The sequence below is a fragment of the Caulobacter sp. CCUG 60055 genome (genome assembly GCF_022750545.1).
Classification (GTDB): domain Bacteria; phylum Pseudomonadota; class Alphaproteobacteria; order Caulobacterales; family Caulobacteraceae; genus PUIC01.
In genome coordinates this window covers 166,396-190,094 of record NZ_PUIC01000016.1, presented here as the reverse complement: position 1 = coordinate 190,094, position 23,699 = coordinate 166,396, and the positions used below count along the sequence as shown (strand labels likewise).

27 protein-coding genes are annotated in these 23,699 nt (G+C 69.2%); 22 read left to right on the top strand and 5 right to left on the bottom strand.

Going from position 1 to position 23,699, the window contains the following annotated elements; genetic code table 11:
• The first annotated feature begins 71 nt into the window (after positions 1–71).
• Positions 72–1,727 (top strand): M28 family metallopeptidase, encoded by a 1,656-nt coding sequence (locus tag C5708_RS18320; RefSeq protein ID WP_242923344.1) that lies wholly within the window; start codon positions 72–74, stop codon positions 1,725–1,727.
• Between the two features lie 6 nt (positions 1,728–1,733).
• On the opposite strand, the gene C5708_RS18315 is transcribed toward C5708_RS18320, so the two are convergent.
• Positions 1,734–2,270, bottom strand: coding sequence for a GNAT family N-acetyltransferase (locus C5708_RS18315; protein ID WP_242923343.1), 537 nt, complete (start codon positions 2,268–2,270; stop codon positions 1,734–1,736).
• A gap of 222 nt (positions 2,271–2,492) precedes the next feature.
• Here C5708_RS18315 and C5708_RS18310 point away from each other — a divergent pair, with 222 nt between their 5' ends.
• Positions 2,493–3,065 (top strand): sigma-70 family RNA polymerase sigma factor, encoded by a 573-nt coding sequence (locus C5708_RS18310; protein ID WP_242923342.1) that lies wholly within the window; start codon positions 2,493–2,495, stop codon positions 3,063–3,065.
• Between the two features lie 486 nt (positions 3,066–3,551).
• Positions 3,552–3,947 carry a response regulator gene (locus C5708_RS18305; protein ID WP_242923340.1) on the top strand — a complete coding sequence of 132 codons (396 nt, stop codon included), beginning with the start codon at positions 3,552–3,554 and terminating at the stop codon, positions 3,945–3,947.
• A gap of 163 nt (positions 3,948–4,110) precedes the next feature.
• Here the strand turns inward: C5708_RS18305 and C5708_RS18300 are convergent, their stop codons facing one another.
• Positions 4,111–5,148, bottom strand: coding sequence for a L,D-transpeptidase (locus tag C5708_RS18300; RefSeq protein ID WP_242923337.1), 1,038 nt, complete (start codon positions 5,146–5,148; stop codon positions 4,111–4,113).
• A 134-nt stretch (positions 5,149–5,282) separates the two neighbouring features.
• Here C5708_RS18300 and C5708_RS18295 point away from each other — a divergent pair, with 134 nt between their 5' ends.
• From C5708_RS18295 to C5708_RS18280, 4 genes are all read left to right on the top strand, one after another.
• Positions 5,283–5,558 (top strand): aa3-type cytochrome c oxidase subunit IV, encoded by a 276-nt coding sequence (locus tag C5708_RS18295; RefSeq protein WP_242923335.1) that lies wholly within the window; start codon positions 5,283–5,285, stop codon positions 5,556–5,558.
• A 358-nt stretch (positions 5,559–5,916) separates the two neighbouring features.
• Positions 5,917–6,363, top strand: a complete 447-nt coding sequence (locus tag C5708_RS18290) for a hypothetical protein (protein ID WP_242923333.1) — start codon at positions 5,917–5,919, stop codon at positions 6,361–6,363.
• 652 nt (positions 6,364–7,015) lie between these two features.
• Complete coding sequence (locus C5708_RS18285; protein WP_242923331.1) at positions 7,016–9,508, top strand: HWE histidine kinase domain-containing protein; 2,493 nt, start codon at positions 7,016–7,018, stop codon at positions 9,506–9,508.
• Between the two features lie 3 nt (positions 9,509–9,511).
• Positions 9,512–9,889, top strand: coding sequence for a response regulator (locus C5708_RS18280; protein WP_347567031.1), 378 nt, complete (start codon positions 9,512–9,514; stop codon positions 9,887–9,889).
• Positions 9,890–9,892: 3 nt separating this feature from the next.
• Here C5708_RS18280 and C5708_RS18275 read toward each other — a convergent pair whose 3' ends face one another.
• Entirely contained in the window at positions 9,893–10,339 is a 447-nt protein-coding gene (locus tag C5708_RS18275) for an OsmC family protein (RefSeq protein WP_242923329.1), read from the bottom strand.
• 201 nt (positions 10,340–10,540) lie between these two features.
• On the opposite strand from C5708_RS18275, the gene C5708_RS18270 reads away from it, so the two are divergent.
• Both C5708_RS18270 and terL read left to right on the top strand, forming a co-directional pair.
• Positions 10,541–10,975: a hypothetical protein gene (locus C5708_RS18270; protein ID WP_242923327.1), complete on the top strand. Its 435-nt coding sequence runs from the start codon at positions 10,541–10,543 to the stop codon at positions 10,973–10,975.
• The gene (gene terL, locus C5708_RS18265; protein WP_242923325.1) at positions 10,972–12,381 is read left to right on the top strand and encodes a phage terminase large subunit; all 1,410 of its coding nucleotides are present in this window, start codon (positions 10,972–10,974) and stop codon (positions 12,379–12,381) included. Before C5708_RS18270 ends, terL begins: the two co-directional genes overlap by 4 nt.
• 6 nt (positions 12,382–12,387) lie before the next feature.
• Here the strand turns inward: terL and C5708_RS18260 are convergent, their stop codons facing one another.
• A complete protein-coding gene (locus C5708_RS18260; RefSeq protein WP_242923323.1) occupies positions 12,388–12,819 on the bottom strand; it encodes an NINE protein in 432 nt (143 codons plus the stop codon).
• A gap of 16 nt (positions 12,820–12,835) precedes the next feature.
• A complete protein-coding gene (locus C5708_RS18255; RefSeq protein ID WP_242923321.1) occupies positions 12,836–13,612 on the bottom strand; it encodes an SHOCT domain-containing protein in 777 nt (258 codons plus the stop codon).
• 124 nt (positions 13,613–13,736) lie between these two features.
• Here C5708_RS18255 and C5708_RS18250 point away from each other — a divergent pair, with 124 nt between their 5' ends.
• From C5708_RS18250 to C5708_RS18190, 13 genes are all read left to right on the top strand, one after another.
• Positions 13,737–15,110: a phage portal protein gene (locus C5708_RS18250; RefSeq protein WP_242923319.1), complete on the top strand. Its 1,374-nt coding sequence runs from the start codon at positions 13,737–13,739 to the stop codon at positions 15,108–15,110.
• Positions 15,107–16,267 (top strand): HK97 family phage prohead protease, encoded by a 1,161-nt coding sequence (locus tag C5708_RS18245; RefSeq protein ID WP_242923317.1) that lies wholly within the window; start codon positions 15,107–15,109, stop codon positions 16,265–16,267. Before C5708_RS18250 ends, C5708_RS18245 begins: the two co-directional genes overlap by 4 nt.
• A gap of 98 nt (positions 16,268–16,365) precedes the next feature.
• Positions 16,366–17,904 (top strand): hypothetical protein, encoded by a 1,539-nt coding sequence (locus C5708_RS18240; protein WP_242923315.1) that lies wholly within the window; start codon positions 16,366–16,368, stop codon positions 17,902–17,904.
• A 74-nt stretch (positions 17,905–17,978) separates the two neighbouring features.
• On the top strand, positions 17,979–18,548 hold the full coding sequence (locus C5708_RS18235) for a hypothetical protein (RefSeq protein WP_242923313.1): 570 nt from the start codon (positions 17,979–17,981) through the stop codon (positions 18,546–18,548).
• A 12-nt stretch (positions 18,549–18,560) separates the two neighbouring features.
• Positions 18,561–19,055 (top strand): hypothetical protein, encoded by a 495-nt coding sequence (locus C5708_RS18230; RefSeq protein ID WP_242923311.1) that lies wholly within the window; start codon positions 18,561–18,563, stop codon positions 19,053–19,055.
• On the top strand, positions 19,052–19,498 hold the full coding sequence (locus C5708_RS18225) for a hypothetical protein (protein ID WP_242923309.1): 447 nt from the start codon (positions 19,052–19,054) through the stop codon (positions 19,496–19,498). Before C5708_RS18230 ends, C5708_RS18225 begins: the two co-directional genes overlap by 4 nt.
• Before the next feature lie 44 nt (positions 19,499–19,542).
• Entirely contained in the window at positions 19,543–19,767 is a 225-nt protein-coding gene (locus C5708_RS18220; RefSeq protein ID WP_242923307.1) for a hypothetical protein, read from the top strand.
• 2 nt (positions 19,768–19,769) lie between these two features.
• Positions 19,770–20,516 (top strand): hypothetical protein, encoded by a 747-nt coding sequence (locus C5708_RS18215; RefSeq protein ID WP_242923305.1) that lies wholly within the window; start codon positions 19,770–19,772, stop codon positions 20,514–20,516.
• 4 nt (positions 20,517–20,520) lie between these two features.
• The gene (locus tag C5708_RS18210) at positions 20,521–20,868 is read left to right on the top strand and encodes a hypothetical protein (RefSeq protein WP_242923303.1); all 348 of its coding nucleotides are present in this window, start codon (positions 20,521–20,523) and stop codon (positions 20,866–20,868) included.
• Between the two features lie 68 nt (positions 20,869–20,936).
• Entirely contained in the window at positions 20,937–21,086 is a 150-nt protein-coding gene (locus C5708_RS18205; RefSeq protein ID WP_242923301.1) for a hypothetical protein, read from the top strand.
• 126 nt (positions 21,087–21,212) lie between these two features.
• Positions 21,213–22,649, top strand: a complete 1,437-nt coding sequence (locus C5708_RS18200; RefSeq protein WP_242923299.1) for a hypothetical protein — start codon at positions 21,213–21,215, stop codon at positions 22,647–22,649.
• Positions 22,540–23,463, top strand: coding sequence for a hypothetical protein (locus tag C5708_RS18195; protein WP_242923298.1), 924 nt, complete (start codon positions 22,540–22,542; stop codon positions 23,461–23,463). Before C5708_RS18200 ends, C5708_RS18195 begins: the two co-directional genes overlap by 110 nt.
• Entirely contained in the window at positions 23,388–23,693 is a 306-nt protein-coding gene (locus C5708_RS18190) for a DUF2460 domain-containing protein (RefSeq protein ID WP_242923297.1), read from the top strand. The genes C5708_RS18195 and C5708_RS18190 overlap by 76 nt, the downstream gene beginning before the upstream one ends.
• The last annotated feature ends 6 nt before the right edge of the window (positions 23,694–23,699 follow it).

Genomic DNA, 23,699 nt, shown 5'->3' with positions numbered 1-23,699 from the left:
GCCGCCTAGCGCTTGGCGCTGCCGGGCGCGGGGCGGTAGGGTCGGTTCCAGTTTCGCGTAAGGCCTTCCCGATGAAACAGCTCCTCCTCGCCGCCCTGGCCGCCGCGCCGTTGCTCGCCGCCGCTGCGCCGGCGCCCCAGCCGATCCCCGATCCGGCGCGGCTGACCGCCGACGTCAAGGTGCTGGCCTCGGACGCCTTCGAGGGACGGGGACCGGCGACGACGGGCGAGGACAAGACCATCGCCTACCTGATCCAGCAGATGGAGGCCGCGGGCCTGGAGCCGGGCGGCGAGATCAAGGACGGAAAGCGCGCCTGGACGCAGGACGTGCCCCTGGCCCGGTTCGAGATCCGTGGGCCGCTGCGGCTCGACCTGACCGCCGGCGGCCGCGCCGATCCCCTGGCCCAGGGTCAGCAGATCGCCATCCGGGCCACCCAGACCAATGTCGATCGCGTGGCGATCAAGGACGCGCCGCTGGTCTTCGTCGGCTATGGCGTCAAGGCGCCCGAGCGGGGCTGGGACGACTTCAAGGGCGTCGACCTGAAGGGCAAGATCGCCGTCGTGCTGATCAACGACCCGGACTTCGAGACCGGCCAGGGCGACTTCGGCGGCAAGGCCATGACCTATTATGGCCGCTGGACCTACAAGTTCGAGGAGGGCGCGCGTCAGGGCGCCCTGGGCGTGTTGATCGTCCACGAGACCGCGCCGGCCTCCTATGGCTGGGAGACGGTGAAGAACTCCAACACCAACGCCCAGTTCGACATCGTGCGGCCCGACCCGGCCAGGACGCACCCGACCCTGGAGGGCTGGGTCCAGCGCGACGTCGCCGTCGACCTGTTCAAGCGTTCCGGCCTCGATTTCGAAGCCCTGAAGAAGCAGGCCCAGACCCGCGGCTTCAAGCCGGTGGTCCTGGCGGGGGCCAGCCTGTCGGCCGACTATGCGGTCGATCACAAGGTGATCGTCAGTCACAACGTCCTGGGACGGCTGACCGGCGCCAAGCGGCCGGACGAGACGGTGATCTATTCGGCCCACTGGGACCATCTGGGCGTCGGCGCGCCGGACGCCAGGGGCGACCGCATCTACAACGGCGCCGTCGACAATGCGACGGGCGTGGCCGCCCTGTTGGAGTTGGGCCGGATGTTCGCCGCCGCGCCGCGCACCGAGCGGACGGTGGTTTTCATGTCCGTGACCGCGGAGGAAAAATATCTTCTGGGATCTGAGTATTACGCCGCGAATCCGATCTATCCGCTGAGCAAGACGGTCGGCGACGTCAATATGGACATGCTGGGCGTCTGGGGGCGCACGCGCGACATCAGTACGTTCGGCGGCGCCGAGAACGACCTGCTCGACCGCCTGATCGCCGTCGGCGTGGCGCACGGCCTGGCCTATACGCCGGACCCTTCGCCCGAGGCCGGGCACTTCTATCGGTCGGACCATTTCTCGCTGTCGAAGCGCGGCGTGCCGGCCCTGTCCTTCTCGATGGGCGACGATCTGGTCGTCGGCGGCCGGGCGGTCGGCGCGGCCAAGCGCAACGCCTACAACGCGCAGAAGTATCACCAGCCCGGCGACGAATGGAGCCCGGACTGGGACATGGGCGGCCAGGTGCAGGCCGTGTCGGTGCTGTACGATCTTGGCCGCGGCCTGGCGCAATCGCGCGACTGGCCGGAATGGAAGGCGGGGGCCGAGTTCAAGGCCGCCCGCGACGCCACCGCCGGCGAGCGGCGCTGACGGACCCTAGAGCCGGAACAGCAGGGTGGGCGAGCCCTTGTAGTCGGTCTCGGCGTAGCGGCGGAAACCGGCCCGCTCCGCCAGGCGGATCGAGGGCGCGTTCAGGGGCGAGATCATGCAGACGACATGCGCGCCGTCGAACCGCGCCCGTCCCCAGTCTAGCGCGGCGTTGAGGGCCTCGAAGGCGTAGCCGCGCCCCTGGGCCCACGAGCAGAGGGCCCAGCCCATCTCGGGCGCGCCGTCGAAGGGCGGGTCGATCTCGCGCTTGAAATCGGCGAAGCCGATCTCGCCGACGAAACGGCCGGTGTCCTTCTCGCGGATGAGCCAGTAGCCGTAGCCCAGCGCCTGCCAATGGCCGACATAGCGCAGCAGGCGAGACCACACGTCCTCGGCCGTCGAGGGCCTTCCGCTGATATGGCGGGCGATCTCGGGGTCCGACCACATGGACAGGCTGTCGGTGAAATCGTCCAGGCGGTGCCGCGAGAGCGTCAGGCGATCGGTTTCGATCCGATCCGAGACTGTGGAGACGACATCGCCGATCACGCTTTTGCGACTCTTTTTCAGGACTTTTTCGAAGAGGGCAAGGTTCAACGAAGGTCGTTGCCGTGCAAGCGGAAATCGGCGGCCGGCGCGCGGGCCGGAAGGCTGCGGCTCCTCCGCCGAGCCCGGAAATCTCGGAACGTCGGGGGCGCTCCGGCATTAGTTAAGGCAATTCGCCTGCTGGTTGACGCCGGCCGATCCAAGGAAATCCCGAGGAGCCGAAGCATGTCGAACACCAACGATGTTCGCGGGGCCGAAGACAAGACCGATACGTGGCGCGACGACGTCGTCGCGATGATTCCCCACCTGCGCGCCTTCGCCCAGTCGCTCAGCCGCAACGCGGCCGACGCCGACGATCTGGTGCAGGAATGCCTGATCAAGGCCTGGAGCCACAGGGAGAGCTTCACGCCCGGCACCAACCTGCGGGCCTGGCTGTTCACCATCCTGCGCAACACGTTCTACACCATGACCCGCAAGCGCCAGCGCGAGGTCGCCGACCCGAGCGGCGCCTACGCCGCGACCTTGAGGAGCGAGCCCGTGCAGGAATGGCGGGCCCAGCTGGAGGACCTGCGCCGGGCCCTGGACAGCCTGCCCGCCCATCATCGGGAATCGCTGATTCTGGTCGCCGCCGCCGGGCTGTCCTACGAGGAGGCGGCCGAGATCTGCGGGTGCGCGGTGGGCACCATCAAGAGCAGGGTCAACCGGGCTCGCGCTCAACTCGCCGGTCTGCTCAATCCCTCGGACGGGGCGCCCGACAAAGGCGGCGTGATCGACTCGCTGCTGGCTCTGGCGGCCTGAACTGCGCAGCCCGAGGCCTGATCGGCCAGGCGCCCATTTCGGGCGGTCGCGCCATGGCCGCCCGCCCGTCGGCGCGGCACTCTGAGCGGGCTTGAACGGACGTGGCGCCGCCCCGAGGTTCCTTCCCTCTTGGCGAGGCCTTCAAGCCGGGCGGCCGTCCGGACCTCGCGGCTGACGCGCTCATCCCCCCGAGCGCGCCGGAGCGCGAACGTCGACAGGCGGCCGCCCCACGCGCCCATTAACTATTGGAAGCGCCTTCTACTTCGCGACCTGTCGCATTTTTGGTACATCGTCGGCCCTCGGCAGTAGTTGCGGTCATATGACGCGGAACTGCGAGGGGCTTAACCGAATTTATGTCGTGCCGATCGACAGGTTCTCTCTTTCGGACCTTCGACCTCGGCATGGTGTTCGGACGCCCTTGGGCGCCCGATCGTCGTCGCGATCCGGCCGTGTCCGGCGCGGCGGTGACGGCGAAGGCGATCGGCGATGATCGAAAGCGGCGAGCGGACCTCGGAAAGCGCGGGCGCGAGGCCAGCCCGGGCGGTGGTGCTGGTGGTCGACGACGAGGTGCTGACGCGCGCGGTGGCGGCCACGGCGCTGGCCGACGCCGGCTACGAGGTGCTGGAGGCCGACAGCGGCGAGGAGGCCTTGGCGGTGCTGGAATCCCATGACGACGTGGTCGTGCTGTTCAGCGACATCAACATGGGCGCGCTGGACGGCCTGACCCTGGCTCGCATCGCCCGTCGCCGTCGCCCGCACCTGCGGGTCGTGCTGACCTCGGGGCAGACATGTCCCCCGGCCGGCGACATGCCCGAAGCCTTCCTGCCCAAGCCCTATCTGACCGAGCGGGTCGTGCAACTGATCGACCGGCTCGCCAGCTGAAAAAAAGGCCGCGCCGTCGCCGGCGCGGCCTGAAGTCATAGGGAGGAAACGCCCAAGAAGGGCAGGGCGTGAAATAAGCCCATTCGCGAGGGATGCAAGGGCGGGGCGACCATTTTCTTGATCGAGGCCGCATTTTTCGTGCCCGACTGCGGGCAGGGCGGGTTCATTTCGTGCCGACGTCCAGAATTTTGAGGCTCTGGCCGCTGGTCTGCGGCAGAATCGCGTCGTCGGTGACCAGCACGGTGGCTCCTGGGCGCAGGATGTCGAACACCAGTCTGGCGAAATCCTGCGAGACGCTGAGTCGCGAGACGATGGCCGGATCGGGCGGGGTTCCGGCGGCGTCGCCGGGGCCCGGCAGGTCGAGATGCATCCAGTTGGGGTTGGGGCGGCCGGGCAGGAACGGGTTCTCGCCGGGCTGGGCGCCGTCCATCAGCACCAGGGCGTGCGTCCCCAGCGGCGCGTCGCCCTCGACCTTCAGTCGGGCCCGGCCGATCTCCTTGCCGTTGCGGCTGACCACCACCCGCCTATCCGCGCCGCTGATGATCACCGTCACCGGCCCGCTGGGAGCGATGTCGGGCCGCCAGCGATAGCTCTGCCCTTCCGCCAGGCCGGTCTCCTGCGGCAGGCGCTCGCCCGACTTGGCGTCATAGGCGGTCATCACCGCGCTGGCCTCCAGCCGCGGCGCGGCGGCGCCATCGACGATGACCACCGTCATGCCGGTCTTGGTGGCGGCGAACAGCTCCCGGGCGAAGGCGATCGGCAGATGGACGCAACCGTGGCTGGACGGATAGCCCGGCAGGCCCCCGGCGTGCAGCGCGACGCCGTCCCAGGTCAGCCTCTCCATGAACGGCATGGCGGCGTTGTTGTACTTGTTCGACCGGTGGTCGGCGTCCTTCTGAAGGATGGTGAACACGCCGGTGGGGGTCTCATGCCCCTTGCGGCCGCTCGAGATGGTGGTCGTGCCGATCCGCACGCCGTTGCGGTAGACGTAGGCCTGTTGCAGATGCAGGTCGACCAGGACGACCAGCGGGCCGTCCGGCGCCACCTGCGGGCTCCAGATGAACTGGCCGGGCTTGAGCGCGCTCAGCGCCGCGTCGGCGGGCGCCGATGTGCGCGAGCCCTGGGACAAGGCGGCCCCGCCGAGAGCGAGGTTGGCGGCGAGGGCGACGCTCAGGGCGAGCAGGGCCGGGGAAGGCTTCATCCAGGGGCTCCAGGAACACGGGGCGCGTTCGACCCTATTGCACACGACGGTTTCAGGTCGAGCGGCCGCCGGCGCGGGAACCTTGGCGCGGGGCGCCCGTTTTCCAGTCAAGCCCATGCAAGGGGAGCCCGGTCATGGCTGAAGACGTGCATACGGCGAGCGAAGTCGATCTGCCGGCCCACGCGGAAACCTACCATCATTTCAATCAACTGATCCGATGGACGATGTGGTCCTTGGCGGTGATCCTGCCGTTCCTGACGGTCTGGTTCTGCACCAGCGGCGGGTTCCTCGGCGGTCTGGCGACAGCCGTGGTCGTGGGCGTGGTCGGCTATTACCTGTTGCGGCCGCGCAGCGAGGGCGTCGGGCATCTGCCCAAGTCGGAGTTTCCGACCGCGCCCCACGCGCAATAGGCGGCCCAAGCGCCGTGGCGGCGACCTCACGCCCGGGCGGACGCGTCGCGATCGTCCTGACCGTCCCTGGGCCGGCGCGCGCTCGACCAGGCGCGCGGCCGCGACGCGCACATCCAGCAGTCGCAGTCCGCCTGATGCCGTCGCGCCGCGTCCAGCAAGGGCGCGCCCCAGGGTCTTATGGAAACAGTCCGCATGGCCGCCCCTCGTCTGTTCGTCAGCGAGGATATCAACGCCAGGTTCCGCAAAGCGATCCATGACAAATGTCGGGTCGCGGCGCGGTCCCATGACGCGCTCTTGGCGGTTGGTTCCAGTCCGAGTAGGCTCGTGTTTCCGGGGGGTAACTCAAGAGGAGAGACTAATGCGCCTGCTTTTACTGGCTGCAGCCGCGGCTGCGATCGTCAGCACTCCGGTCCTGGCCGCGCAATCCGCGACCACGGCTGCGCCCGCAGCCAAGCCGGCCAAGACAAGCACCGCCGCGCCTGCGACGACGGCCGCGCCCGCCGCCGCGACCAAGAGCGCGAACAGCGGCTCCAATAAGATGAAGACCTGCGCCGCCAGCTGGAAGGCGATGTCGGCGGCCGACAAGAAGAAGACCACCTACAAGGCCTATTCGAGCGACTGCATGTCGGGCAAGACGGCCATGGCCGCCACCGCCCCGGCGCCCACCGCGACCGCTCCGGCGGCTGGCGGAAACTCGCAGAACAACAAGATGAAGGCTTGCGCCTCCAAGTGGAACGCCATGTCGGCGGCCGACAAGTCCAAGACCACCTATAAAGCCTTCTCGTCGAGTTGCTTGAAGGGCTGACGACGACAGCCCTTGAGGTATTGATCTCAATGGTCGCGAGGAGGCGTTCGCCTGAGAGGGCGACGCCTCTGGGCGTCTATCGGCTGGCGCGCGATCGCGCCTAAGCGCGCCCGAATGGACGTTCGCACGTAGCGACCAAGAGCGCGGCCGCCCGTCGCCTGGGCGTTGGCGCGCGCATTTCTCCAAGGATGACTGAAGTTCCCCCGGGGCGCTGCCGACGCCGGCCGGCCCGAACGCTGTGGAGAATCGCGTCGGGCGATGGTCGAGGGGTTGGCGAGGCCGCGCCGAATCCGGCCACTATCGGCGCATGTCCGCAGCCTCATCCGTCGCGCCGGCCCCGGCCGCCTATCTCGTCGTCCGTTGTTTCAACGCGCGCTGCGGCGCGAGCGCCAGTTTCGATCCGCAGACCCTGTTCGGACCAAGGCGGACCCAGTGGCCGAGCGAAGCCGCGGCGGGGCGTCGTTTCCGTTGCCGCTGCGGCGCGAGGGAAGCGCACGCCAGCTACGCCGCCCATCCGCCGCAGGGGGACGGGGAGGGGCTTTACCTGTTCGGCTGAACAACCCCTGTAACGCTTGGCGCTCGCTTCGGCATGGGCGGATTCCCGTCAAGATGGTTTCCCCCCGGATCGACTTCGCACTAGGGTGTCCGGGCGATGGATGGCGCGATCTACGATCACCCGCGGTTCCTCGCCGGCGGCGGCGAGACGGGCAAGCTCGCGCGCGCGCATGACTGGGCCGCCACCGCCTTGGGGCCGCCCGAAATCTGGCCGCAGGAGCTGCGGTTCGGCGTCCGCCTGATCTTCAACGCCGGCCAGCCGATGGCGTTGTGGTGGGGCGGCGAGTTGACCCGGCTGCACAACGACGCCTTCGCCCGCATGGTCGGCGGGGCCCGCGCGGGCTCGGCGATGGGGCGGCGGGCCGGGGACGGCCTGGAGGATGTCTGGGAGCAGGTCGGGTCGGCCGTGCGACGGGCGCAGACCGGTTCCGCCGTCGAAGGCGGCGAGCGCATGCTGATCGCCGTGCGCGACGTCCTCGACCGCGTCACCTGGCTGCGCTGCTCGATCTCCCCCGTCGAAGGCGAGGATGGTCGGCCCGGCGGCGTTCTGGCGATCTTCGACGACGTCACCCGCCAACGGACGGACGCCGAGCGGCTGCGCGACAGCGAGGAGCGGCTGCTGGAGTTGAACGCCGAGCTGGCCCGCGAGCGCGACGCCGCGCGTCAGGCCGAACGCCGCCAGGCCCTCGACGCGGCGTTCCTGCAGGAGCTGTTCGATCAGGCGCCCAGCTACATGGCGGTGCTGCGCGGCCCCAACCACGCCTTCCAGTTGGTCAACCCGCCGGCGTTGCGATTGCTGGGCGGCCGCGACGTGGTCGGCCGCGAGATCCGCGAGGTTCTCCCCGAACTGGAGAGCCAGGGCTACCTGAAGCTGCTCGACGAAGTGTTCGCCAGCGGCAAGCCGTTCGTCGGGCAGGGCATGGCGCTGGGGCTGCGCCGTCCGGCGGACGGGCGGATCGAGGAGCGCTGGCTCGATTTCGTCCTTCAGCCGATCAAGCGGGACGACGCCGTGGTGGGCGTCTTCATCGAGGGCGTCGACAACACCGAGCGCCGCCGCGCCGACCTGGCCCTGATCGAGCATCAGCGGCGGCTGGAGCTGCTGAACCACGCCGCCGCACGGTTCGCGGGGCAGCTGGACGTCGGCGGTTTGGCGCAGACGGCGGCCGATGCGGGCCGCGAGCTGACCGGCGCCGAGGTCGGGATATTCCTTGTCGCCGGGGGCGGCCGAGAAGGCGGTCCCTTGCGCGTGTCGGCCGCCAGCGGGGTGGACGCCGTCCTGGCGGCGGAGCTGATCGAGGCCGCCGGCTGGACGGCTTTCGAACCCCTGTTCCGCGGCGAGGTGATCCGCATCGACACGGCGAGTCCGGCCGAGGCGCGGCGACGCGACAGGCGGTCGTTCCTGGCCGCCCTGCAGAAGGAGCTCCCCGTCCGTAGCGGGGTGGCCGCGCCGGTGCTGTCTCAGGCCGGGCGGCTGATCGGGGCGCTGATTCTCGCGCGCCCGGCGGGAGAAGCCTTCGCCGACGTCGACGAGCAGGCCCTGGTCGTGCTCACCCGCCAGACCGCCGTGGCCATGGACAACGCCAGCCGGCACCACGCCGCCCAACGCGAGATCCTGGTGCGGTCGGAGGCCGAACATCAACTGGCCCTGGCGATAGCCGCCACCGATCTGGGCGCCTGGGACCTCGACCTGACCACCCGGCGGCTGTCGGCGTCCGACCGCTGCCATCAGATGTTCGACGTGCCCCTGGGCGTCGAGATGACCCTGGCCGACATGGTCGAGATGATCCACCCCGAGGATCGCGAGGCCGTGCGCGACCGGTTCCGCCGGGCGACCGACCCGGCGCGGCGGGACGAATACGATATCGAGTATCGGATCTTCGGCTATTGCGACGGCGTCGAGCGTTGGGTCGCCGCGCGGGGCATAGTGGTGTTCGACGAGGAAGGCGTCGCGGTCCGCGTCACCGGCACCACCCTGGACATCACCGCGCGCAAGCGCAGCGAGGAGCATCTGCGGCTGCTGGTCAACGAGCTGAACCATCGGGTGAAGAACTCGCTGGCCATGGTGCAGGCGGTGGCCATGCAGACCTTCCGCAACGCGCGGAACCTCGACGAGGCTCGCGCCGCGTTCGACGCCCGGCTGGTCGCGCTGGCCAAGGCGCACGACGTGCTGACCGCCGAGAACTGGGAAGGCGCCGATCTGCAGCAGGTGCTGGCCGTGGTGGTGGCCTCGCACTCGAACCAGCAGAGCAATCGGTTCGAGTTGGAGGGGCCGGAGGTGCGCCTGTCGCCCAAGACGGCGGTGTCCCTGTCGATGGCTCTGCATGAACTGGCCACCAACGCGGTGAAGTACGGCGCCTTGTCGGGCGAGACGGGCGAGGTTTCTGTCAGCTGGTTCAAACAGGGCCGGCGTCTTCACCTGACCTGGCGCGAGAGCGGCGGTCCGCCAGTGACGCCTCCGACGCGCAAGGGTTTCGGCTCCCGGTTGATCGAAAAGGGCCTCGCCACGGAACTCGGAGGCTCGGCGCGTGTTACCTACCATCCTCAGGGCGTCGAGTGCGTCCTCGAGGCGCCGATCGCGGAAGAGGGCTGAGCGGTGGATCTTGGGGCGACGCCGTCGGGGGCGCTGAACGTGCTTCTCGTCGAGGACGAGATCATGATCGCCATGCTGATGGAGGACGTGCTGGCCGACATGGGGCACGTCGTCGTGGGCGTGGCCTGCGGCGTAGAGGCCGCCTTGGAGATGGCCGAGACGGTCGAGGCCGACCTCGCCATCCTGGACGTCAACCTCGATGGCCGCCCGTCGTTTCCGGTCGCGGACGTCCTGCGCAGGCGCGGGGTGCCGGTGCTGTTCGCCACCGGCTACGGCGCCGCGGGCCTCGACGGCGACTATCGCGACGCCGTGTTCATCAACAAGCCGTTCGATTCGCGTGAACTGGTCGGCGCCATCAGCCTGATCGGCGCAGCGGCCTAGCCGCTAGCCGCCCGAAGCCGCCGGGTCGTGCGTCATCGCTGTGTCGATGGCGGCGCCCGCCGTGAGCAGCCGGTGCACGGGGCACTTCTCGGCGATCTCCAGCAGGCGCGTCACCTGCTCCGCGTCCAGGGCGCCGCCGATGACGATCCGGCGGTGGAACCGGTCGGGCGGCGTCGCGGCCGCCTGGCGCTCCCAGGTCACGGAGACGTCGACCCGGCCGAGCGGCCAGCCCTTGCGCTGGGCGTAGAGCCTCAGGGTCATGGTGGTGCAGGCGCCCAGCCCCGCGGCCACCAGTTCGTGCGGATTGGGCCCGAGGTCCAGCCCGCCGAGGGCGACGTCCTCGTCCGCGACGAAGCGCGCCGCCCCGGCCGTCACCAGCATCTGCAGGCCGCCGAGCCCGCGATCCTCGACCGAAACGGGCGGGCGGGCGGTCCGGGCTTCATCGGACATCATGGTTCTCCTGGCTGGGCGACGATCTTCGAAACCGATCGCGACGACATACCATATCTTGACCTGAGGGCCGGAAATGGGTATAAATAAACACGGTCGCCAAGTGCGTCCGACGCCGCCCCGAGCCTTCGCCGGGGCGTTTTGTTTTTCGGCCTTCCATCGACATGGCGTGGCCGTCTCCATTCATCGACGGAGACGCGGATGAACTCTGGTTCGCCCCGCGCCGACGGGCGTCCGAAACGCCTGGCCCGCCGCATCGCCGAGCGCATCTGCGAACGGCTGGTCGAGGGCGAAAGCCTGAGAAGCGTCTGCCGTGATCCGCAGATGCCGGCGGCCAGCACCGTGTTCGCCTGGCTGGCGGCCGACGCCGCCTTCGCCGAGCAGTACGCTCGCGCCCGGGAAGCTCAGGCCGACGCCCTCGCCGACGAGATCGTAGACATCGCCGACGGCGCGGATTCGAGCGGCGACGCCGCCCGCGACCGCCTGCGGATCGACGCCCGCAAGTGGGCGTCGGCGCGCCTGGCGCCGCGCAAGTATGGCGATGCGGTCAAGGTCGAGGCCGGCGCCAAGGGCGCGCCAGGCGCCGTGGTGGTCTTCGCCCTGCCCGAGAACGGACGCGACGACGACAAGAGTTGAGGGAGGTCGGCATCATCGGACGTGCAGATCGCCACACCGACGTCATCCGCCCGCAGCCGGGCCCGCAGTCGCTGTTCCTGGCCAGCCCTGCCGACATCGCCGTCTATGGCGGCGCGGCGGGCGGGGGCAAGACCTGGGCGTTGCTGATGGAGCCCTTGCGCCACCTGGGCCGAAACGGCTTTTCGGCGGTGGTCTTCCGCCGGACCACGGTGCAGGTCCGCAACGAGGGCGGCCTCTGGGAGGAAAGCGGGCGGCTCTACCCGTTCCTTGGCGGGCGGTCGCTGGAGACCCAGCTCAGCTGGCGCTTCCCCAGCGGGGCCAGCGTCCGCTTTTCACATCTCGAGCACGACAAGACCGTGCTCGACTGGCAGGGCGCGCAGATTCCGCTGATCTGCTTCGACGAGCTGACGCATTTCAGCGCCCGACAGTTCTGGTACATGGTCTCGCGAAACCGCTCGACCTGCGGCGTGCGCCCCTACATCCGGGCGACCTGCAATCCCGACGCCGAGAGCTGGGTCGCCGATTTCGTGCGCTGGTGGATCGACCCGGACAGCGGCCTGCCCATTCCGGAGCGCGCGGGGGTGCTGCGCTGGTTCGCGCGCGTCGGCGAGCGGCTGGTCTGGGCCGGGAGCGCCGAGGCGTTGCGGCGCGAGCATCCGAAATGCTCGCCCAAGTCCGCGACCTTCGTGCCGGCCCGCCTGGAGGACAACACGGCGCTGACCACGGCCGATCCGGGCTATCTGGCCAACCTTCTGGCCTTGCCGCTGGTGGAGCGCGAGCGGTTGCTGGGCGGCAACTGGAAGATCAAGCCGGCCGCCGGCCTGTTGTTTCGGCGGGGGTGGTGTCCGATGGTCGAGGCCGCGCCGGCCGGGCTGCACGTGGTCCGCGGCTGGGACCTCGCCGGCACGCCGAAGATGGAGACCAACGATCCGGACTGGACCGCGGGGACCAAGATCGGGCGGTCGAGCGAGGGGCGCTATTTCGTGCTGGACCATGTCCGGGCCCGCGAGACGCCCGCCAAGGTCGAAAGCCTGATCCGCAACACGGCTGTCCAGGACGGGGCCGGCGTCGAGATCAGCCTGCCCCAGGACCCTGGCCAGGCCGGCAAGGCCCAGGGGCAGGCGCTGATCCGGTTGCTGGAGGGGTTCACGGCGCGGGCCACGGTGGAGAGCGGCGACAAACAGACCCGGTTCGGGCCGTTCTCGGCCCAGGCCGAGGCCGGCAACGTCTTCGTGCTGCGCGGCGGCTGGAACGAGGCCTGGTTCGAGGCGCTGGAGGCCTTTCCCGACGGCCGTCACGACGACGACGCCGACAGCACCAGCCGCGCCTTCAACGCCCACCTGGCGCCCATGAGGGGCGGCGGCGTGTTCGAGCTGGCCCGCCGGCGGGCCGAGGCGGAGGGCTGAACAGGATCAGTCGACGATGGACGAGGACGGCGGCGGCGATCTGTTGGAGACGATGGGCGTTTGCGGAGCGACGGAGCCGGGCGGGCGTGCGCCGGCCTGGGCCGTCGAGGCGATCATGCTGAGATGAGCGGTCATTTCGCGGCGGATCTTGTCGCGGCTGTCGCGGGCCAGCCAGGGGATGAGCGCGAGATCGACGAACCACCACACTATGACGGGCATGAGGACGTAATGGGCGGCCGTCAGCCGGTCGGTTCGGGCAAAAACCATAGAGACGACGAAGAGCGCCAGCATGGCGGCGGCGGACCAGCGGCGTTGCAGATAGAACCTGTGGCCGCCCGCAAGGCCGAGGAGCAGCCACAGCAGGTAGGCCAGGCCGGTCTTGGGGCCGGCGGTCTGGATCTTCTGTTCGATGGCGTAGTCTTGGGGCGACATGGTCATGGGGCGAACCTGTTGGTCAGCCGGCGGCGAGCAGCCGGGCTTTGGCTGAAGTGAATTCTTCTTCGGACAAGGCGCCGGCCCGTTTCAGGTCCCACAGCGTCTTCAGGGCGTCGGCCTGGCCGCCGGCGGTTGACGGCGGCGCGGCCTCGGCCGGCGGCCGCCCCTGATGCAGGGCCTTGAGCAGGTAGGCGTGAAAGGTGTCGATCTGTTCGATGATGGGCGCGATGGTCTTGTCCTCGACGCCGAACGCGTTCTGGGCGTCGAAGAAGCAGACGTGCCGGACGGGGCGTCGCGGGTCGTGGACGACAACCTTGAGCGACAGTTCGCGCACCGTCTGCACCGTCGAGGTGGGCGAGCGCAGGGCGCCGACGATCTGTCGATACTGCTGCCATTCGCTGGTGGCGAGCAGGTCGGTCCAGGGCTGTTGCTGGTGGATGGTGACGGCCGCGCCGTCGCGCACCAGATCGACGCTGCGCAGGGCCGAAAACGGATAGCGCTGCGCCTCGCCATAGACGCCCAGGGCGACAAGTTCGTTGGTGAAGTCGAGGCCGAGAAAACTCCGGTCGTAGGGTGACACGAAGGTCGTCCAGCCGTCGTATTCGTTCGGGAACGCCGCCTCCTTGGCGGCCCGTTCCTGATCCTGAACTCGCTGGGCGGCGTTCGCCTGTTCGCGAAGAGTCTTCCGGAGAGCCCGCTCGGGCGCTCCACGGGAATGGAGACGGATGAGCAGGGCGACCCCGGCGAGCGGCGCCAGAATGACGCCGACCATCGCGACGCCCAATGTCAGGGTCAAAAACCTGTCGTCCATTCCGCCCCCGGAACCCGCCTTTTGGGCGAGTGATGGAACTTACTCGTCTCTGCATTGAATTCACAAGGCGCAAAGCGCCGGCGACGCGACAAGGACAAGGAAAAGAGCCATGCCCCCATCCGGCGGTGTCCGCACCTCGCTCAGCTTTCGCCTGAACAGCGCCGTGACGGGCCGATCCAGCTTCGGTTCGGCGGGGCTGTTCTCGCCGGGCCTGCCGGTTCCGGCGCCCGATCCGCAGCCGGTGCGCTTGGTCGACTTCGCGGTCGGCGAGAACACCGTCTACACGCCGCGATCGTCCGAGCCGTTCGGGTTCGCCCAGCTTCGCGCCTTCGCCAACGTCGAGGCCGTGCGCCTGGCCATCGAGACCCGCAAGGACCAGATGGAGGCGCTGTCCTGGACCATCAAGCATAGGGACGCCACCCCGGACCAGGCCGGCGAGCGCGACGCCCAAATCCGAACGGTCGAGGCCTTCTGGCGGCGTCCCGACGGCGTCACGCCCTTCGCTAGCTGGCTGCGCTTGGCCCTGGAGGACCTGCTGGCCCTCGACGCCCCGGCCTTCGAGCGGCGGCGGAACCGGGCGGGAGACCTGATCGGCCTCGACGTCGTGCCCGGCGACACGGTCAAGGTGCTGGTCGACGACACCGGCCGCCGGCCGTTTCCGCCCCTGCCGGCCTTCCAGCAGGTCATCAAGGGACAGGTCTGGACGGAACTGACGGCGGACGAACTGATCTACGCGCCGCGCAACCCGCGCCCCGGCCACCTCTACGGTCTGGGCCCGGTCGAGCAGATCATCGTCACCATCAACATGATCCTGCGGCGACAGGCGGCGCAGCTGTCCTACTTCACCGAGGGCAACATCCCCTCGGGCATCCTCAACGCCCCGGACGGGTGGACGGCCGACAACATCGCCACCTTCCAGACCTGGTTCGACGCCCGCCTGTCCGGAAACGCCGCCGAGCGTTCCAAGGCGGTGTGGGTGCCGGCGGGGACCTCGTATCAGGCGTTCAAGGACAGCCCGCTCACCGATCAATTCGACGAGTGGCTGGCCCGCATCGTCGCCTATTGCTTCAACCTGCCGCCGACGCCGTTCGTGCGCCAGATGAACCGCTCGACCGCCGAGACCGACGAGGCGCGCGGCCAGGCCGAGGGGCTGGAGCCGCTGAAACTGTGGTGGAAGCGGGTGGCCGACGGCGTGATCCAGGACGACCTGGGTTTCGCCGACCTCGAATGGGGCTGGAACGACGGCCGTGAGGTCGAGCCGGGCGTGCAATCCGAAATCGACGACCGCGATCTGCGCAACGGCTCCGCGACCATCAACGAAGTGCGTCATCGGCGCGGCTTGAAGCCGGTCGAGGGCGGCGACGAGGCTCGCGTCTACGCCGGTTCGGTGCTCTTGCCGCTGGTTGCGCCCGAGCCCGCCGAGGTCCCCGCCGGCCCGTCCAGCGAGCCTTCATCTCCCGAAGCGCAAGGAACCCCCGCATGAAGCTCTATGGCGAACTGACCAAGGTCGAGGAACTGGACGACGGCACCATCCGGGTGTTCGGGATCGCCTCGACCGGCGCCCGCGACGAGGCCGGCGAGACGGTCTCGCCGGAAGCGATCAAGGCGGCGTTGCCAGACTATCTGGCCTTCGGGGCGGTGCGCGAGATGCACCAGCTGTCGGCGGCCGGCACCACCCTGGGCGCCGAGGTCGACGAGGACGGCGTCACCCGCATCGAGACCCACATCGTCGATCCCGTAGCGATCCGCAAGGTCAGGGCCGGCGTCTACAAGGGTTTTTCGATCGGGGGCAAGGTGCTGGCGCGCGACCCCGACGACCGCAGCCGCATCACCGCGCTCAAGCTCAACGAAATCAGCCTGGTCGACCGCCCGTGCAATCCCGAGGCGGTCATCGACCTGTGGAAAGCCGATCAGACGAGGACCCAACGCATGCCCTATGCTCCGACCAACGAGGCGGTTCGCGCCGAGGCTCAAAGACTGGCCAAGGCCGCGGGCAAGCCGCGCTGGCAGGATTTCGTGGTGCGGGCGCGCGAGCGGTTGGTCAAGGCGGCGGAGGCCGCGCCGCCCAAGGCCGGTCCGCCGAAGGGCGAGCCGCAGGCGCAGGCCGCCAAGCCCGCCCAGTCCAAGCCGTCGACGCCGGAGGAAGCGCCGGCGTCGAGCGCCGCCGAGGGGCTCGAGCTCGACGCCATCCAGGCGGCGCACGATCAGCTGGTCCTGCTGGGGGCCAGATGCGACCCGGCCAACTGCGATCATGCTCCCGAGGACGCCCAGGCCGATCCGGCCCTCGACCCGGCGGAGGAAGCCGACGATGACCTCGCCGAGGAGCACGCCAAGGTCCTGGCCGACAATCGCCGCCTCGCCGACGCCCTGGCCAAGACGGCGCCGCGCATCGAAGCCCTGGCCGCGCGGCTGGACGAGCAGGCCCGCGAACTGGCCCGGCTGAAGGCGACGCCGCTGCCGGCCCGCACCGCCGGCGGGGCCTTCGCCAAGGCGGTCGGCAAGGGCGAGGACGCCGCCGGCCATGTCGGGGCGAGATTGAGCGCCGAGGCGGTGCGCAGGGCGCTGGACGACATGACGCCCGAGGAGCGGGCCTTTCTGCTCACCAAGGCGGCGCTGTCGCAGCCGATCCCGCTGGGCTGACCCTTCGAACCGTTTCGACCTGTCGACCGCCTCGCGGGGCGTTCGCATCCAAGCCGCCTGAGAGCGGCTTTTTTAATGCCCCGGAAGGAGCACGATCCATGCAGCACGTGATGCAATCGGCCGACCTGAAGAAGGCGGTCGTCGATTCCCTGTCCAACCCGTCCGAGGACATCGCCCGCTCGGTGCTCAGCGCCGCCGGCGTCGATCCGAACAGCATCGAGAAATCGATCTCCACCGCCACAGGCCTGGTCGCCTACGACCTGCAGGCGCCGGCCAAGAACCTGTTCCCCGCGGCTACGCCGATCCGCAACCGCCTGCCGCGGGTCGGCGGCGGCGTCGGCGCGGCGACCAACTGGAAGACCATCACCGGCCTTTCCGGCTCGGGCTTCGACTCCATCGGATGGGTGCCGGAAGGCCAACGCGCCGGGCAGATGAACTATGTCGCCGCCGACCGCGCCGCCCTCTACCGCACGATCGGCGAGGAGGATTCGGCGACCTTCGAGGCGATCAACGCCGGCAAGTCGTTCGAGGACGTGCAGGCGACCATGTCGATCCGTCTGCTCCAGAAGACCATGCTCAAGGAAGAGATGGCGCTGCTCGGCGGCAACAACAGCCTGGCCCTCGGCGCGCCGGCCGCCCCGACCCTGGCCGCCGCCGGAACCGGCGCGAGCCTGCCGGCGGCCACCTATTCGGTGATCGTCGTCGCCCTCAGCATCGAAGGCTTCAAGCATTCGAGCCTGGCCGGCGGCGTGGCCACGACGAAGACCGTGACCGGCGCCGACGGCAAGACCTTCACCCTGAACGGCGGCTCGTCGAACCGGTCGGCCAACGCCACCCAGGCGGTGACGTCGGGGCAGACCCTGGCGGCGACCGTCGCGCCGGTCGTCGGCGCGGTCGGCTACGCCTGGTTCGTCGGCCTCGCCGGCGCGGAGAAGCTGGAGGCGATCACCACGATCAACTCGGCCGTCTTCGCTGCGCCCCTGGCCGGGACGGGGCAGCCCGCCAGCGCTGTCAGCGCCGACTGCTCGACCAACGCCACCGCCTTCGACGGCCTGCTGACCACCGCCTTGAAGGCCGGTTCGGGGGCCTATGTGAAGAGCCTGTCGGCCGGGGCCGCCGGCGTCGGCACGACCCTGACCGCCTCGGGCCGCGGCTCGGTCAACGAGATCGACGACATGCTGCAGGCGATGTGGGACGCCTCGCAAGTGTCGCCCACCGTGCTGTACGTCAACAGCCAGCAGCTGCGGAACATCACCGACAAGTGCCTGAGCACCGGCACCAGCTCGCTGCTGCAGTACTATCAGGCCCCGGCTGACGGCGGCTATCAGATGACCGCCAGCGGCATGATCGACTTCTACTACAACCCGTTCCTGCTGGACGGCGGGGTGAAGATCCCGATCAAGATCCACCCGAACCTGCCGCCCGGCACCATCCTCGGCTGGTGCGAGGACCTGCCGCTGCAATACCAGAACAGCGAGACGCCCAACGTCGCCGAGGTGAAGGTCCGCCAGGATTACTACCAGATCGACTGGCCGATCACGACGCGTCAGCGCCAGAAGGGCGTCTACGCCGAGGAGACCCTGGCGGTCTACGCGCCCTTCGCCGTGGGCGTGATCACCAACATCGCCAAGGGCTGAGCCGGCGGCCGGCCGGCGCTCCCGCACGGGCGCCGGCCGGGCCTTTCCTGTCGATCCGAAGAGGAGCGCGCGCGATGGCGACGGGCGACCTTACCACCCTGGCGGCCGTCAAGACCTGGCTGCCGGACATGGCCCAGAGCACGGCCAGCGACGCCTTGCTGGCCGGCCTGATCACGGCGGCGTCCGGCTTTGTGGCCGACTATCTGGAGCGGGACCTCCTGCTGGCCGACCGTGTCGAGACCCGCCTGGGGACCGGCGGCCAGATCATGGTGCTGCGCCACTATCCCATCGTCTCCGTGCTGGACGTTACGTTCGAGGGGCGGACGGTGAACCAGCCGGCCGATCCCGCCGGCGGCAGGGACGGTTTCCTCTTCGAGGGGCAGACGCTGGCGCTGATCGGCGATGCGTTTCCGAACCGGTCGCCGGTCACGGTTCGCTACACGGCGGGCTACGCCGCGCCGCCGGTCGCGGTGGCCCAAGCCGTGGTGGAGCTGGTCGGCGAGGCCTTCCGCCGCCGCGACCGCATCGGCCAGGTCTCGAAGTCGCTGTCCGGCGGCGTCGGCGAGGTGGTGGCCTTTTCCCAGCGAGACATGAACGCGGCGGCGGCGGCGATGCTGGCGCCGTATCGCCGCGTGGCCGGCTAGGCGGAGGGCTGGATGTTCAACGTGTCCGACAATATCGACGCGGTGGGGCGCGGTTTCGACGCCATGCCGGCCGTGGTCCAGGCGGCGGTGCGCGACAAGATCGCCCTGGTCGCCTCCGCGCTGGAGAGCCGCGTCCGCGCCAAGCTGTCCGGCGAGGTGTTGCAGATCAGGTCCGGCGCCCTGGCGCGCTCCATCGCCAGCGACGTGGCGGGCGGGGGGGAGGAGACCTATGCGCGGGTGTTCTCCCAGGGCGTCAAGTATGCGGCCATCCAGGAATACGGCGGCCAGACCCCGCCGCATGAAATCCTGCCTGTGAAGGCTAAGGCCCTGGCCTTCATGATCGGCGGCAAGCCCGTGTTCGCCGCCTCGGTGAAGCATCCCGGATCGCGGATTCCGCCCCGGCCCTATCTGCGGCTCGCCTTGGACGAGGCCGCCGCGGAGATGACGCAGACCCTTGGGCAGGCGGCCGTCGACGCGGTCCGCCGACAGGTCGGAGGCGCGGCATGACGTCGGATCGCGAAACGCTGTTCGCGGCCCTGTTCGCCCTGTCGGCAAACGTGCGCTGGGGGGCGGGGACCGGCTTCGAGCACCGCGCCCGGCGGTTGCGTCATTGGGACGATCTGGCCGCCCAGCCGGCGCTGTGCCAGGCCGAGCATGACGAGGAGATCAAGTCCAAGCCCGGTCTGCCCTACCGTCGCGTCCTGACGGCGTCGTGGGTGGTCTACCACCGGGCGGGGGCGGATCCGGCGGCGACGCCCGCCAGCGCGAACAACGCCATCCTCGACGCGGTCGAGGCGGCGCTGGCGCCGCCGCCCTACGCGCCCGACGAGCGCCAGACCCTCGGCGGGCTGGTCCACCACTGCTTCATCGACGGCAAGGTCTTCAAGGATCCCGGCGATCTCGACGGCCAGGCCTTGATGATCGTGCCGATCAGGCTGCTCGCGCCCTGATCCGCGCCCTTGCGGGCGACGCTTCACGACAAGGAGAGAACGCGATGAGCGACGAAGCGCCCGAGGCCGCCCCGGCGGCCGCGGCCAATCCGCCTGCCTCCAGACGATCGGTCCGCGCTCCGGCGCCGGTCGAGCGCCTGGAGCGGGCGGTCGCCGACTGGATCAGCCGGCACATCCACGACAGCCCCGTGTCGCGCGCGACCGAGGCCTACAACCACCTGCTCGACAAGCTCGAAGAGCTGAAGAGCGCGCTTGCGAAGGAGCTTTAGGCATGGCGGCCAAGCAATATCAGTTCGGCGTCGGCAATCTTTATTTCACGCCGGTCGGCGGCGGCGCCCCGGTGGCGTTCGGCGCCGTGCAGGACGTGTCGGTCGACTTCTCCGGCGACACCAAGGCCCTGTACGGCCAGAACTCGTTCCCGCTCGACGTGGCGCGGGGCAAGGTCAAGATCGAGGGCAAGGCCAGCTTCGGCCAGCTCAACCTGGCGATCTACAACGCCCTGTTCTTCGGCCAGACCGTCGCGGCCGGCCAGAACGTCCAGGCGTTCAACGAGGCGAGCGTGGTGCCGGCGTCGACGCCCTACACCGTGACCGCCGCCAACGGCGCCACGTTCAAGCAGGACCTCGGGGTGTTCTACGCCTCCAACGGCCAGCCGCTGAAGCAGGTGGCCTCCAACCCGAGCACCGGCCAGTATTCGCTGGGCGTCGGCGGGGTCTACACCTTCGCCGCCGGCGACAGCGGCAAGGCCGTGGCGTTCAACTACCTCTACGGCGACGCCGTCAACGGCCAGACCCTGACCGTGAACAACCCGATCATGGGCTCGATGCCGACCTTCCAGCTGGTGCTGTCCTCGACCACCAAGGGCAATTCCTCGGTGCTCACCCTGCTGTGCTGCACCTCGACCAAGCTGACCCTGCCGTTCAAGCAGGAGGACTACCTGGTGCCGCAGATCGACTTCCAGGCCCAGGACGACGGCACGGGGCGCGTCTTCACCTGGTCGCAGACGGCGACGGCCTGATCCGATGGCCAAGGTCATCATTGGCGGACAGCCGGTCGAAGGGAACCTCGACACCTTCGAGCGGCTTGAACGGGCCTGGCCCCATATCGAGGCGGTGCAGACCGCCTTCGACGGCCAGGCCTTCATGCAGGCGATGTCGGCCATGGTCGAGGTGGTGGCCGTGGCCACCGACCGCGACCCGGTCGAACTGAAGCACACCCTCAAGACCTCCGAGTTCCACGGATTGCGGCCTTTCTTCAACGATCTGCTCGTCCAGTCCGGAGCTTATCAGCCGGGGGAGGACGAGGCGGCGGCCGATCCGGCGGACGACCGTTCGACGGAAACTTCGACGGCATCGTCGCCGAACTCGTAGCCGCGGGCTGCGAGGGCGGGTCGTGGGACCGGATTCGCGCCGGCTGGGGCCTGCGTCGCTACTATGCGATGCATGACCACTGGCGCGAGTTCGGTCCCCCGGTCCACATCGCCGTCGCCGCCTATCTGGGCCTGAACAAGCCCAAACGTGAAACGCCGGCCGAGATCGGCGACTTCATCGCCGACATGCAGGCCGTCGCCCCGGGGGGCTGGGGATAGGCCGTTCACGAAAGCGGCCGGCCTGGACACGCTCGTGTCCCGGCCGGTCTCGCCCCGGAACACGTTGAAACTCTGATCGAAGCGTCGCCCTGGGGTTCGCCAGGGCGCTCTCTAGTGGAGCGGGTGATGGCCGACAGCAAGGTTCTGATCAAAATCGGCGCGGACGTTTCCGAGATTGGAACCGCGGCGGCCGGGGTCAAGCAGCACTTTGACGGGATGAAGGCCGCCGGCGCCGACCTGAAGGCCGCCTTTGAAAACGCCATGTCGATGAAGGAGACGGGCGTGAACGCCAAGGCGGCGTCGGCCGCTATCGGCGAGCTGGCGACCAAGTCGCAGACCCTGGTCAAGGAGGTCGCGGAGATCGCCGGCAATGTGCAGAGGGGCGCTGAGAGTTTCAGCTCCCTGGCCGAAAAGGTCGCCGGCAGCGCACGAAGCTTTACGGCCTTCGCCGAAAAGGCCGCCAACAGCCACGGCCCGCTGTCCGGCATAGCGCGAGCGGGCGCGGCCGGAGGGCAGGCGCTGGCGGGCGTCGCCGAAAAGGCCGCCAAGAGCGCGCATGGCCTCGCCGGCATCGCCGGCAAGGCGGCCAGCGGCGCGACCGCCCTTGCGGGCATGATCCCCGGCTGGGGAATGGTGCTGCAGGGCGCGGTCGGCGCGGCGGGGGCGATCTGGGACTTCGGCAGGTCGATGGCCGAAAGCCAGGGCAAGGGGTCGGCGCTGAACAAGGCCTTCGAGCAGAGCGACGCGGCGATGAAGAGCCTGAAGGGCGTGATGACCGACGCCCTGGCGCCGGCGATGACCAAGATCGTCGAGTGGGTCGGCAAGCTTGTCGCGGGCTTCGTCGAGAGCTGCAAGGAGGGCGGTTTCGTCCACACTCTGTTCGACGGCCTCGCGGCCGTTTTCGGCGTGGTCGGACAGGTCGTCGGCATGCTGATGGGCTGGATCGGCAAGCTGATCGGCGGTCTTATCGACGGCTACAAGCACAGCGGCGCGATGAAGACGGTGATGGACGGCCTCGGCGTCGCCTTCAACATCGTACGTGAGATCATCGCCGCCTTCGTCGGCAGCATCATCATCCGGTTCCAGATGGTCCGGGCCGCCATCGACCTGTTCGTCGGCGGGTTCCGAACGGCGTTCACGTTCGTGAAGACCGAGATCCAGGTCGTCCTCGACTACTTCAAGATGCTGGGCACGGTGATCAAGGACGTGCTGACCCTGAACTGGGGGGCGATCGCCGGGGACATCCGCAACGGCCTTTCCCAGATCAAGAAGGACGTGGTCGACGGCGCCAAGAGCATGATCGGGGAGGTCGGCGGCGCGGTCGGCAAGGCCCGCGACCGCATCGCCCAGGGCGTGGAGACCAGCAACAAGGTCCGGAACATAATCGTCGAGACGAAGCTGAAGCCCGCCAAGGCCAAGCCCGCCAAGGAGGGCGGTGGCAAGGGAAAGGCGGATGTCCGAAAAGAACGCCAAGGCCGACCTCGCGGCGCAGGAGGCGATCCTTCTGGAAAAGCGTCGCCTGTACAACGGCGACAAGAATGCGATCGAGGACATCGATCGTGAGATTCAAAAGCTGAAGAAGGCGCATGAGGTCGAGCTCAGCCGGATAAACCTGGAAGGAATCCGGGCCCGGGAAGAGGCGCTGAAGCGTGCGGCCGAGGTTGAGAAGAAACTCGCCCAGGAACGAATCGATCGGGCCAAGGAGCAGGAGGCTGCGGCAAAGCAGCAGCAGGCGAACGCTGAGGCCGCTGTCGGACCCTGGGTGGACGCCGTCAGCCAGGGCGTCCAGGGCATGATCAAGGGCACCGAGACTCTGCAGGGCATGCTGCAGAAGATCGGACAACAGATCCTCAACGACACCATCAAGGTGATCGAAAAGCGCGTCAAAAGCTTCATCGCCGGCGAGTTGCTGCAGACCGCCACCGCCGGCGCCGAGGCGGCCAAGCGGAAGGGCGTCGAAGCCGGCGCGGAGGCGGTCACCATCACTGGCTGGCGCGGCCTGCTCGCCCGTTGGCTCGGCGTCGAGACCGGCAAGACCGCGGCGACCGTGGCGGGCGCGCAGCAACGCGCCGCCGCGGAGCAGGGCGGCTTGCTGTCGATGATGGGCAAATGGGTGTCCGGCGTTCGCGCCTGGCTGTTCGGGGAGCAGGCCAAGACCGCGGCGACGGCGACCGGGGTGGCCGTGCGGACGACCGCGGAGGAGGCCGGTTCGCTGAAGAGCCTCGCCCTGTCGGCGGCGACGACGCTGAAGCGCATCGCCCACGAGGCCGCCGGGGCGGCGGCGGCGGCGTCGGCGACGGCTTGCGGATCGGGTTCCAGCTCAACCGCACCGTCGGCGCCAATTCGCCGTCGCCGTTCGTCGAGCCGGTGGCGGTGATCTGGACCCAGCCGACGGTCACGGTCGGCGGCGCGGCGACCACCGCCTTCACCATCGGGCCTTACGGCGCGATCCAGTTCAGCACCGCGCCCGCCGCCGGCGCCCAGATCGTCTGGTCCGGCCAGTTCCTGTTCCTCTGCCGCTTCGACGAGGACCAGCTCGACGCCACCCAGATGTTCAAGGACCTCTGGAGCCAGGGCGGCCTCAACTTCGTCACCATCAAACCCTGAGGCGTC